The sequence below is a fragment of the Pseudomonas sp. A genome (genome assembly GCF_056270345.1).
This window is the reverse complement of the sequence record NZ_CM149873.1, coordinates 3,441,705-3,453,353: the sequence shown is the minus strand read 5'-3', so window position 1 is coordinate 3,453,353 and position 11,649 is coordinate 3,441,705. Positions and strand designations below refer to the sequence as shown.

Below are 11,649 nucleotides of genomic sequence, written 5' to 3'. Positions count from 1 at the left end.
TGGCGTGTGCCGCGGCGGCCTGATCCTGCGTCAGGTCATCCGAGCGCACCGCGCACCCTATTTCCCGAATGCCTTGAAAGAGCGAATTTCAGCATGTCCAAAGTCAAACTGAGCACCAACCACGGCGATATCGTCATTGAACTGAATGACGAAAAAGCCCCGATCACCGTGGCCAACTTCCTCGAATATGTTAAGGCCGGGCACTACAGCAACGTTGTGTTCCACCGTGTGATCAAGGGCTTCATGATCCAGGGCGGCGGTTTCGAGCCAGGCATGAACGAAAAACGTGACAAGCGTGCCAGCATCCAGAACGAAGCCGACAACGGCCTGAAGAACGACAAGTACACCATCGCCATGGCCCGCACTATGGAGCCGCACTCGGCGTCGGCGCAGTTCTTCATCAACGCCTCGAACAACGACTTCCTCAACCACAGCGGCAAGAATGTCCAGGGCTGGGGCTACGCCGTCTTTGGCAAGGTGACCGAAGGCCAGGACGTCGTCGACAAGATCGAAGGCGTTTCCACCGGCTCCAAGTCTGGCCACCAGGACGTGCCGAAAGACGACGTGATCATCGAGAAAGCCGAGATCATTGAGTGATACTGCTGATCTCCGATCTGCACCTGCAAGAAGAACGCCCGGACATCACCCGGGCGTTTCTTGATCTGCTCGACGGCCGCGCCCGCCACGCCAAGGCGCTGTACATCCTCGGCGACTTCTTCGAGGCCTGGATCGGCGACGATGCGATGACGCCGTTCCAGCAGTCGATCTGCCAGGCCCTGCGCCGGCTGAGCGACAGCGGCACGGCGATCTACCTGATGCACGGCAACCGCGACTTCCTCATCGGCCAGGCGTTCTGCGACGCCGCCGGCTGCACCTTGCTGGCCGACCCCAGCGTGGTCGAGCTGGGTGGCGAGGCGGTGCTGCTGATGCACGGCGACACCCTGTGCACTCGCGATGTGGCCTACATGAAGCTGCGCCGCTACCTGCGCAACCCGCTGACCCTGTGGATCCTGCGGCACCTGCCACTGGGCACGCGGCACAAGCTGGCGCGCAAGCTGCGCAGCGAAAGCCGCTCGCAGACGCGCATGAAGAGCACCGAGATCGTCGACGTCACCCCCGAGGAAGTGCCCAAGGTGATGGCCGCCCACGGCGTGCGCACCCTGGTTCATGGCCACACCCACCGGCCGGCGCTGCACAAGCTGGTGGTCGACGGCCAGCCGGCGCGGCGTATCGTGCTGGGGGACTGGGATCGTCGGGGCTGGGCGTTGCAGGTGGACGAACAGGGCTTCCAGCTGGCGCCGTTCGAGTTTTCCTGAACGACAAACGCACAGCCCCCTGTAGGAGCGGCCTCGTGCCGCGAAAGGGCCGCAAAGCGGCCCCCCGATATCTGCGATTATGCAAAGATCGCCGGGGCTGCTTTGCAGCCCTTTCGCGGCACAAGGCCGCTCCTACAGAGGACGCCTGATTACTGGGCGATGACCACGCGCCCCTTATCCCGCTCGCTGATCACATACTGCCGATACTGCGGATCAGCCTTGATCTGCGCCTCGGTGAACGGGATCGGCGCCAGTTGCTTGGCCGCGAAGGCACGCGTCTGGTCGGCGGCATGCGCCGACGCCTTTTCGCTCGACAGCGAGAACGCCAGCAATCCCTGGGCCTTTGGCCCCTGCTCGGTGAAGCTGACCACCTGCAGATAGCTCGAACCACTGACCACCATGCGCTTGCCCGGCCCCACCGGCACACTGACCATCGCGTTGTAGACCCCCAGGGCCTGCGGACCGCCAGGCACCGGCGTGCCATCGGCAGCCTGCTGGATCTGCCCCCAACGCTGATCGGCGGCGATGCCCGCCTTGCCCACCCGCTCCAGCGACGCCAGCGCCGCCTCGCGCAGCAGCTTGCCTACCGCGGCCTGCTCCACCGCCAGGCCACGCGGGGTGTGCTGCGGGTCGGCCGGGTCGAACGGCACGCGCCAGCTTTGCGGGTGCTCGGCCAGCGCGCCGGCGATATTGATGAAGTGGACCAGACCGACGCCGCTATCCAGGTCGGCCTTGCCATTCCAGTCCCGCAGGCTGACGCACACTGACTCAAGATCCGCCCCCGCGCCCTTGCACCACTGCAGCAGGTCCGGCAACAGCAGGCTGGCCTGGTACACCTCGTCGTCGAACACCATGCGCTGCAGCTCGGCGACACCCAGCTTGTCCCTGCCCTGCAGGCGCTGCAGGGCAAAACGGCTGCGCATGCCCAAGGGCTGGTCGGCACGGCTGACCAGCGGCGAGAAGCCGGTCAACGGCTGGGCCGGGTTGGCCATCCACGCCGAGTCGTTGGCGTGCTGCACATAGTCACGGCGCTCCAGGCTCGGCAGCAGGTTCGCCGGGAAGATCCCCGGCTGGGCCGCCTGCGCATCGACCTTCCACTGGCAGGCGCTGCGCGAACCATCAAGTACCACCAGCGGGCCGGAGGCCGCCGGATTGCTGCACTGCGCCAGCAGCGCCTGGTCGACATAGGGCACCACCGACTGGTTCAGGTACAGGGCCTGGCCAGCGGCATCCACCGCCAGGGTGTTGACCCAGGGGATACCCTGCAACTGCCCCACCGAAGCCTTGAGCGCCTCCAGGCTATCGGCGCGGTTGATCCGGTACCACTGCTGCAGCACCCGGGTATTGTCCAGGTTGGCGTCGCGCAGGCTGTAGGCCGCCTGGTTGTCCCAGTCCAGCCGCCCTGGCCACTGCACCACCGGGCCGAACTTGGACAGGTGGATAGTGCGCTCCACCTCGCTCAGCGTGCCGTCCTTGCCCTTCACCATGACCTTGAGCTGTTTGCGCTCGAGCGGCAGCGACTGGCCGTCATACAGGTAACGAGTGGCGTCCTTGGGGTCCAGTTGCAGACGGTAGAGGGTGAAATGCTTCGAGGTGTCGACGGTATGGGTCCAGGCCAGATGGCGGTTGAAACCGATATTGACCACCGGCAGGCCCGGCAGGGCCGCGCCCATCACATCCAGCTGCCCGGGGATGGTCAGTTGCATCTGGTAGAAGCGCATGCCGCCGATCCAGGGGAAATGCGGATTGGCCAACAATAGCCCGCGACCATTGGCCGAACGCTCGCTGCCCACCGCCACGGCGTTGCTGCCACGTTCGGCGGCGAACTGCGCCTGGCGCGCCAGGGCCACGCTGTAGTCGACCACCGGGCGTTGCGCCGCCAGCTTCGGCGGGGTCGCGGCCACCACCGCCTCGACGAACTGACCGACACCGCCTTCAGCCAGCAGGCGTCGAGTCAGCTTGACCAGGTCGCGGCTGCTGATCGGCCGCACCCAGTCCCCTGCCCCGCACTCGGCCGGCAGGCCCTGGGCGCGCCGCTCGCCCAGGGCACGGTTATAGCCGCTGGCGTAGCCGTCGAGCAGGTCACGCACCGCCACCGGTTGCGCCTGCAGGAAGGCGTCCACTGCCGCCGATTCGTTCAGCCAGGTGAAGAACAGGTCGCTGGACAGGTTGTCGCGCTGCTCGACCGTCTTGGCGTCGCCACCGAAATAGCGCGAGCGCTCGCCATTGACCGTCAGCACCTCGTTGGCCAGCAGGCACAGGTTGTCCTGGGCGTAGGCATAGCCGATGCCGTAGCCCAGGCCGCGTTCGTCCTTGGCCAGGATATGCGGCACGCCGAAGCTGGTGCGACGGATCTGCGCAGAGGCCTCGTCGGCAACCTCCCGTGCCTGGACAGCCAGGCTGGAGGCAACCAGGGCAGCGGCAAGGCCCAGGCGGAACAGGGGAAGAGGGATCACAGGCACTCCTCGTGCTATCGGGGTCATCCCGAACAGACGAATGGCCGGATGAAAATTTTACGTTCGACGTGAGGCTGCAACGTTCTCAACAGAACGTGTCAGATTTTTTTCACCGAGGGTTGCAGTTTTGTCGATCTCATTCGTCTTTAGATGTGAGGCACCCATGATTTCGGGACAGTCCACGAAAAGGAGCATTCACATGTACAACCCGCAACAAACGCTATCGGCGCCGCCCGCCCCAGGCCAGGCCGCCGCCCCCCAGGAGGAACGCGTGGGCAACGAACAGATCCGCGAGCTGCTGCGCGCCTATGGCCTGCGCACCAGCCTGATCCGCCTGAAGGTCATCGACGCCCTGCACACCGCCGGGCGCAGTGGCCGCAGCATTGGCGTGCGCGGCGTGCATGCGCAACTCGAGCAACTGGATATTCCCTTGTCGTTCCTGAGTGTGCGCGAGGTGCTCAAGCGCCTGTGCAGCGAAGGCGTCATCAGCCTGGGCAGCGACAAGTGCTACAGCCTGAACCCCCAGGCCTGGGCCGTGCTCGAGCAACCCGTCTCGCGTTGAGCGCCTGGCCGGCAGGGATATGCCGGCCCGCCCGTCTCAGGGCTTGACCTTGCGCCGCAGGATCCCGTTGATCACCACCACGACCACCGCGATGGCGATGGCGATGTACTGGAACGTCTGCTCGCTGATAGTGCCCTGCTTCTGCAGGTAGCTTAGGCCGAGCATGATCCCCAGGACCACCAGGATGATCAGGATCGAGTATTTGAGGCGCTGCACGTGGGTCATCGAAAATTCCTTGCGACATCGGGGACATGAGGCTCCAGCGGAGCCGACGCCATGATACCTCGCCCGCTTTTCCCCCGCTGAAGTTCCTGCCTGCCTCCTTTTCCTGCACATACCTCCTCACCCCAGGACCCCCGGGCGTGTCTGCGCGCGAACGCCTGGGTCATCCACCCAAACCGCCATCATGGAACCCCTTCACTAGACGATTTGGGGCCTGTAGCTAAAGGGTGAAGGCGTTTCCTACTTCACGCTATCAGGCTGCCCGCAAACAACAGGCAGTTGCGACTACAAGCTCCGGTCCGCTTCACGCCTAGCGACCCTTTCCGCTGCTGTTCGAAAATCGGACCACGCCACTCGGACCGCCACCTGTGGCCGACCACGCCGCAGCCAACCGGGCCTCGGCGTCTGCCAAACCTACATGACGGAAGGAACCATTTCGTGGAAAAGCCAGACCTGAGCAATATCGACATCACCCAACTGCCTCAATCGCTGCAGGCGCTGATCGAGTGCATCGGCCTGGACAGCGCCTATCGCCTGACCTGCGCTTTCGGCGGGCGCCCCAAGTACATTCCCAAGCACCGCGACCGCAGCAAGCTCGCCGATGTGCTGCCATCGGCGGCGCTCGACGCGCTGATCGAGCGCTATGCCGGCCTGGCCCTGGAAATTCCCAAGCCCGATCACTTCCAGCGCCAGCTGCGCAACCAGCAGATCCAGAAGGAAAGCGCCAGCGGGCTGTCGCGCAGCCTACTGGCCAACAAGTACGGTCTGAGTCTGCGGCAGATCGGCAACATTCGTCGCCAAGAGTGCCATGCCCGATGAGCAGGCACTCCACCGGGCTCAGAAATCTCGCTTGTAGAAGATATCCAAGGAACTGGCCAGGCCGCTGGCGGCCTCGAGGTAGACCTTCTTGCTGAGCTTGTAGCGCAAGGCGATGGTGTTGGCCGGCTCGAATACGCCGACGCCATAACGCAGGCTAAGCCGCTCGGTGAGATTGCCGCTGGCCACTACGCTGGTCTTGTTGCCCGTGCCCTGGGTGTCGAGCTGGAAGTCGTCGATGCCCAGGTTCGAGGCCAGGCCGCCGGTGAGGCCGGCGCTGCCCATCAGGCCCAGGCCCAGCGCCGCCTCGGCCAACATGTTGTTGTCCTCGCCAGAGCTGTTCAGCGGCCGGCCCAGCACCAGGTAGGACAATGCCTGCTCCTGGCTCATTGCCGGCTCCGAGAACACCTTGGTGGTCGGCTGTTCGGCGCTGCCGCTCAGGCGGATGCCGGCAATTACGTCATCGACCTTGCGGATGGCCTCGATATCCAGGTACGGCTGGTCGATGGGCCCGGCGAACAACAGGCGCGCGCGGCGGATGGTCAGATTCTGCCCATACTGCCGATAGCGCCCGTCGGCCAGGCTCAGTTCGCCGCGGGTATCGAGGTTGTCGCCGATATGCACATGCCCCAGCAGGTTGGCGGTAAGGCCGAAGCCCTTGAACGACAGTTTTTCGCTGCCGACCTCGACATCGATGTCCATGGCCACCGCCATCGGCGGCTTGCCCTGCTCGGTCTGGTGGCCGACGATCACCGTGTCGTCGGAGACCTTGACCGTCGACGGCGGCAACTCACGCACGGTGATCTTGCCCTTGGGCACCAGCACCTTGCCGGTCACCGCCAGGCGGTCGTCCAGCAGGCGGATGGTCAGGTCGGGCGCCACTTCCAGCGCCGCGTACGGTTCGATGCTGACCGGCAGTTGCTGGCCCTGCAGGCGCAGGTCCATGCCCAGCGCCTGCCCCCAGGTCAGGTGACCGGCCAGTTGCCCACGGCCGGCGGCGCCGCTGCGCCAGTTGCCGTTCAACTGCACCTGCTCGCCGGCGATCAGTGCCTGCAGCGACAGGTCCTCGAGGCTGACCGGCAGTTCCGCGCCGCTGACTTCGCCGCCGCTCAAGGCCAGGTTGCCATTGACCTGGGGCGCCAGCAGGCTGCCCGACAGGCGTCCGCTGCCGTTGAGCTGGCCGGCCAGGCGCTCGACCATCGGCAGGAACGGGCGGATGACCGACAGATCGAGCCCGGCCAGGCGGAAGTCGCCGGAAAGCGGCTTGTTGCGGCCCAGCGGGTCGATGCGGGCATTCAGGTTCAGCTCGCCCAGGCGCTCGCCGCGAAAATCCACGCGGGTGTCGACCCGGCGCGGCGCCAGGGTGCTGTCCAGGCGCAACACCTGGTAAGGGAAGTCGATCCAGCGGTCCTTGTCGCGCACCCGCAGGGTACCGCCGCCGGCATCGATGCGGATGCTGCCCTTGGGGCCACTGGACGGGATGTCGAGGTTGATGTCGGCGTTGAGCAGGCCGTGCCAGGCGAAGTCCTTGGGTAGCCACTGCGCCAGGCTGTCCAGCGGGAACTGCTTGAGGTGGTAGCGCAGGCGCGGCTCTGGCGCCAGGCGCTGGTCCTCGCCGCACAGGCTGGCCTGGCCGGAACGCCAGCAATGGGCACCGAAGTCGAGCTGGCCGCTGGCCAGGCGTTGCAGGCGCGCCGGTGCCTGCAACTGCCAATCCTGGCCGCCGGCCTGGATGCGCCCGTTGGCCAGGCGGCCACGCCAGTCGCCCTTGCTCAAGGCGCCATCCAGCGCCAGGTCGAGCTTGAGTTGCGGGCCGTCGAGGGCCAGCGTCGCGGCCTGCTGGCGGATATCGCCCTTGCCTTGCACATCGAGGCTGCCCAGGGCGGTGTCCCCCAGGCGGATCCCGCCGGCCTTGAGCGTCAGCTGGCCGCGCTGGGCGCTGTCCAGTCGCGCGTCGAGGTCCAGGCGCTGCACGCGGTTGTCGGCCTGGCCCAGTTGCTGGCCCTGCAGGGCCAGGGTGCCCTGGGGCGCGGCCAGGGTACCGGCCAGGTCCAGGCGGCCCTTGGCCTGCCCTTGCAGTTGCGGCCAGAGCTGGCCCAGGCGCGGCAGGTCGAGGTCGATACGCCCGGCCAGGCGCTGCTGCAGGCTGGCGCTGCCGCTGATGCGGTTGTCACCCAGTTGCACCGCCAGGCTGCCCAGGGTCCAGCGCTCGCCAGCGCCCTCGGCGTCGACCTTGACCAGCGCCGACTGGCCGCGCAGGCGACCCTTGAGGTCCAGCTGCGCCTTGAGCGCCAACTGCTCGTGCTTGAGCTCGCCCTGGCTGCGCAGCGGCCCGGCCAGGGTGCCCGGCAGCTCCGCCAGCCAATAGGCCGGGTCCAGCGCCGACAATTGCAGGTCGACATCCCAGGCCAGGGTGTCGGCAAAACGCAAGGCGACACTGCCCGCGGCCTTGCCCTGCCCCGCGCTGAGCAGCAGCTGTGGCAGGCGTACCTGGCCCAGGTCGCCCTCGAACGGGCTGGCCAGGCTGAAAGCGCCCGCCGGGCCGTCCAGGTCGCCGTTGAACGCGCCCTTGTAGTTGCCGTCGCGGTACTGCAACTGGGCGTTGAAGCGCTTGAGGCTGACCTGGGGCGCCTGCTCCAGCGGATACAGGCGCAACCAGGGGAAGTCCAGCCAGTCGAGGCTGGCGTCGGCGCTCAGGCCCTGCTGCCAGTCGGCGCTGGCCTGCAGCTTGAGCCGCTGCGTGTCGCTGGCGTTGAGGTCCAGGGCATCGATCCGGGCTCCCTTGGCGTCCACCTTGCCGGCCAGCACCAGGCCCACCGGCCCTTGCTCGGCGGGCAAGGTGGCCGAACCTGAGAGTTGGTAACCGTTGAGCAGGTCGCCCTGGGCATCGAGCTTGAGCTGGTTCAACTGCAGGGTGTCGGGCAACTCGCCGGCGGGCTTGAAGGCCTCCGAGCGGATGCTCAGGCGGGCCGGCAGGTGCTCGGCCAGGGCCTGCAATTCACCGTTCAACCGGGCATCCAGGTAACCGCTGCTGGTGGCCTCGATGACGAGGGTCTGCTGCAGCTCGCCCTTGGCGTTCAATGCCAACTGCCACGGCTTGCCATCCACTGTCGGCAGTTGCAGCGTGCCCTGCAGCTGCAGCGGCCAGTCACCCTGGGGCGTCAGGTCGCCTTGGACATCCAGGTGCAGATCGTCTCGGCGCAGTCGCAGGCTGTCCACCCGCAGCCCGCTGGCGGTCCAGTGCGCGGCCAGGCTCAGGTCGCCCAGCAGTTCGCTGCCATCCAGGCGCAACTGGCCCACCTTGACCTCGCCCAGTTCGATGGCCAGCGGCAGGTTCAGCGCCGGCAATTGCAGCGGGCCGCTGTTGGGGTTGTCCTCTCCCGGCGCGAAGGCCATGTCGATGCGCTCGGCCTGCAGGCGCTCGACGCACAGGGTGGCACGCAGCAGACAGGCCGGCGACCAGGCCAATTGTGGCGCCAGCAGCTCGACCCGATCGTCGCCGGCGGACCAGCGCAGCAGGCTGGCCTGCCAGCTGCCGCCAAGGCGCCCGGTAAAATCGCTGACCTCGAGCCCCGGCACCCGCGCCAGCGCCCAACGGCCCCCCGCCTGGGTGCCGAGCACCAGCCCCAGCGCCAGGACGATCAGCACCAGCAGGCCCGCCAGCACCAGCAGGATCGGTTTGAACACACGCATCACAGCTCGGGCCCCATGGAGAAGTGCAAGCGAAAACCACCGTCATCATCCAGCGCGCGGGCCAGGTCCAGGCGCAGCGGCCCGACCGGCGACACCCAGCGCACACCGATGCCGACACCGGTCTTGAGGCTGGGGAACTCCAGCGAATTGAACGAGTTGCCCTGGTCGACGAAGGTCGCCAGGCGCCATTTTTCCGCGATCGAGTACTGGTACTCGGCGCTGCCGGCCACCAGGTAGCGGCCGCCGATGCGGTCGCCCTGGTTGTTCTTTGGCGACAGCGACTGGTAGTCGTAGCCGCGCACGCTCTGGTCGCCACCGGCGAAGAAGCGCAGCGACGGCGGGATGTTCTGCTGGTAGCCGTTGGTGGCGCTGCCGCCGAACTGCACGCGAGCGAGGAAGCGATGGTTCTGGCCCAGGGTAGTCAGGCCCTTGAGCAGCACGTTGCCGTGGATCAGGTTGGTGTCCGAGCCCAGGCCTTCCTTGGCCGCCTGCAGGTCGAACTGCAGGCGGTAGCCGTTATGCGGGTCGATGCGGTTGTCGCTGCGCAGGTACGAAAAGCTGACGCCCGGCATCAGCAGGTTGCTCAGCCCCGAGTCGTCACCCAGGCGATATTCCTCGCGCTGGTACTTGAGCGAGATCACCCGTTGCCAGCCGCTGGGCAGCTTGCTGTGCCACTCGGGGCCAACGGTGAGCAGCTTGCTCAGGGTGTCGGTGCCGGAGATCTCCTCGTTCTGGTAGCCGCCGGCGAAGCGCAGCTTGTCGGTGAGCGGCGGGTCCAGCGGGATGTCGTACCACAGCCCGACGTTCTGCCGGGGCGCCGACAGCTCGGTTTCCCAACCATAGCTGTGCCCTTGCGGGTTGACCCAGTGGCGGGTCCAGTTGGCCTTGCCGCGCGGCCCGACGTCGGTGGAAAAGCCCAGGCCCAGGCCCAGGGTGCGCGGCTTGCGGGTATCGAGGCGCACATCCACCGGGATGTCCTCGCCCACCGCGGCGGTGGGCGCGGCGTCCACCCGCACGCTGTCGAAGTAGCCGCTCGATTGCAGGTCGTTGTTGAGTTCGGCGATCAGTTCAGAGTCGTAGGGGGTGCCGGGCTTGAACGACACCATGCGCTGCAGCAGGTCGTTGTCCAGCGGCGCGTCACCGCCGAAGGTCACCGCGCCCAGGCGGTAGCGCGGGCCGCTCAGGTAGATCAGCTCGATGTCGGCCACGCCGGCCTGCGGGTCCACCGCCAGGCGCTGGCGCTCGAAACGGCCGGCGAAGAAGCCGTAGCGCGACGCCTGGTTCTGGATCAGCCGCTTGGCATCCTCGTAGGTGCCGTGGTTGAGTTGCTCGCCCGGGCGCAGCGCCTTGCTGTCGGGGATGCGAAAGGCCTTGAGCTCGCTGGCCGGCCCGTCGATGCGCACGGTCACGTTGCGCAGGCGCACCGGCTCGCCGGGCTCGACCCGGATGATCAGTTGCGCGGGTTTGTCGTTGTCCCCCGGTGCCTTGACCTCGGTCTCGACCCGCGCCTGGTAGTAGCCCAAGGCCTGGGCCGCCTTGCGCGTCTGCTCCTCGGCGCCCCGGCTGAAGCGCAGCAGGGCTTCTTCGTCGCGATCGCCCAGGCTGCCGATATACCCTTCGATATTGGACTTGAGCGCCTTGTTGGCGGGTTTGACCCGCACCAGCAATTCGCTCTGCGCCCATGCCATGGAGCTGGCGGCCAGCAACAGCAGGCCCCAGCCAAGTCTTCCTGAATACGTCATGCGCGGCATGCTACCAGAGCAAAGGGGTCAAGAGGGCTGTCGGCAAACGCCTGTCACAGGTTCGCCACCCTGGATGAACGGGGATTGGGGTGGAAGAACACCCGCTCCCTGATCGGTCCCACCGCGATCTCGCCGATTTCTTCATAACCCTGGCGTTGGTAAAACGCCAGGTAGTGCGCATTGCCGGTATCCAGCACCACGCCCTCGGTGTTGGCGTCCTCCGCGCACCAGTCGTGCACGGCCTGCAGCAGTTGCTCCCCATAGTGCTGGCCCTGGAACTGCGGGTGCACGCCCAGCAGCGGCAGGACGTGGACATTGTCGCCCGGCAGGCAGCCGGCCAGCGCGGCCTGGTAGTCCAGGTAGCGCCGGGTACAGCGCAGGCCGGTGCCGAGGATCATGCGCAGGCGCCAGGCCCAGCTGTCGGCCACGCCCAGGCGCCGCTGCGGCGGCACGATCAGCGCCAGGCCGACCAGGCGGTCCTCCAGCAGCAGGCCGATCGCCGGCAACTGCAGATAGAAGTGCTGGCGCACCCATTCGCGCACCATCACCCGCAGGCGACGCTCGTAGCCGGGGCGCTGGCCCTCGAACAGCCAGGCGAAGGTCGGCTCGTGGCGATAGGCATGGTAAAGCAGCGAACGCGCCTCACGGGCGTAGCCGGCGTCGAGCAGACAGGTGCGGGCCGGGGCGGCGATGACGTCGGGCATTGCGGGCAGTCCTCCTGGAATGGGCTTACAGTGCCTTGGAGCCAGATTCCGGCGCTGGGTTCACCTCCTCCAGCACGTTAGCAGTGCCCGCCGCGCGGCGCCATGCTGGCCGTGGCCGGCGATGTCGGCTAGCATCCG

Annotated in this window: 9 protein-coding genes; 4 read left to right on the top strand and 5 right to left on the bottom strand. The window is 66.9% G+C overall.

What is annotated here, in order from left to right; genetic code table 11:
* Window positions 1-93 precede the first annotated feature (93 nt).
* Complete coding sequence (locus AC0MAZ_RS15380; RefSeq protein ID WP_475858408.1) at window positions 94-597, top strand: peptidylprolyl isomerase; 504 nt, start codon at window positions 94-96, stop codon at window positions 595-597.
* A complete protein-coding gene (gene lpxH, locus AC0MAZ_RS15375; RefSeq protein ID WP_050706024.1) occupies window positions 594-1,316 on the top strand; it encodes a UDP-2,3-diacylglucosamine diphosphatase in 723 nt (240 codons plus the stop codon). Before AC0MAZ_RS15380 ends, lpxH begins: the two co-directional genes overlap by 4 nt.
* A 149-nt stretch (window positions 1,317-1,465) precedes the next feature.
* Here lpxH and pvdQ read toward each other — a convergent pair whose 3' ends face one another.
* Window positions 1,466-3,772: a bifunctional acylase PvdQ gene (pvdQ, locus tag AC0MAZ_RS15370; RefSeq protein WP_475858407.1), complete on the bottom strand. Its 2,307-nt coding sequence runs from the start codon at window positions 3,770-3,772 to the stop codon at window positions 1,466-1,468.
* 199 nt (window positions 3,773-3,971) lie between these two features.
* Here pvdQ and AC0MAZ_RS15365 point away from each other — a divergent pair, with 199 nt between their 5' ends.
* Complete coding sequence (locus tag AC0MAZ_RS15365; RefSeq protein WP_232855219.1) at window positions 3,972-4,334, top strand: fe2+ zn2+ uptake regulation protein; 363 nt, start codon at window positions 3,972-3,974, stop codon at window positions 4,332-4,334.
* Between the two features lie 36 nt (window positions 4,335-4,370).
* On the opposite strand, the gene AC0MAZ_RS15360 is transcribed toward AC0MAZ_RS15365, so the two are convergent.
* Window positions 4,371-4,559 carry a hypothetical protein gene (locus AC0MAZ_RS15360; protein ID WP_011533313.1) on the bottom strand — a complete coding sequence of 63 codons (189 nt, stop codon included), beginning with the start codon at window positions 4,557-4,559 and terminating at the stop codon, window positions 4,371-4,373.
* A gap of 435 nt (window positions 4,560-4,994) precedes the next feature.
* Here AC0MAZ_RS15360 and AC0MAZ_RS15355 point away from each other — a divergent pair, with 435 nt between their 5' ends.
* The gene (locus AC0MAZ_RS15355) at window positions 4,995-5,375 is read left to right on the top strand and encodes a Mor transcription activator family protein (RefSeq protein WP_475858406.1); all 381 of its coding nucleotides are present in this window, start codon (window positions 4,995-4,997) and stop codon (window positions 5,373-5,375) included.
* An 18-nt stretch (window positions 5,376-5,393) separates the two neighbouring features.
* Here the strand turns inward: AC0MAZ_RS15355 and AC0MAZ_RS15350 are convergent, their stop codons facing one another.
* Genes AC0MAZ_RS15350 through AC0MAZ_RS15340 form a run of 3 tightly spaced genes read right to left on the bottom strand, consistent with a single transcriptional unit; the run spans window position 5,394 to window position 11,511 of the window.
* Window positions 5,394-9,068, bottom strand: a complete 3,675-nt coding sequence (locus AC0MAZ_RS15350) for a translocation/assembly module TamB domain-containing protein (protein WP_475858405.1) — start codon at window positions 9,066-9,068, stop codon at window positions 5,394-5,396.
* On the bottom strand, window positions 9,065-10,807 hold the full coding sequence (locus AC0MAZ_RS15345; RefSeq protein ID WP_232855223.1) for an autotransporter assembly complex protein TamA: 1,743 nt from the start codon (window positions 10,805-10,807) through the stop codon (window positions 9,065-9,067). Before AC0MAZ_RS15345 ends, AC0MAZ_RS15350 begins: the two co-directional genes overlap by 4 nt.
* Window positions 10,808-10,860: 53 nt before the next feature.
* A complete protein-coding gene (locus tag AC0MAZ_RS15340) occupies window positions 10,861-11,511 on the bottom strand; it encodes a GNAT family N-acetyltransferase (RefSeq protein WP_203646864.1) in 651 nt (216 codons plus the stop codon).
* Between the last annotated feature and the right edge of the window lie 138 nt (window positions 11,512-11,649).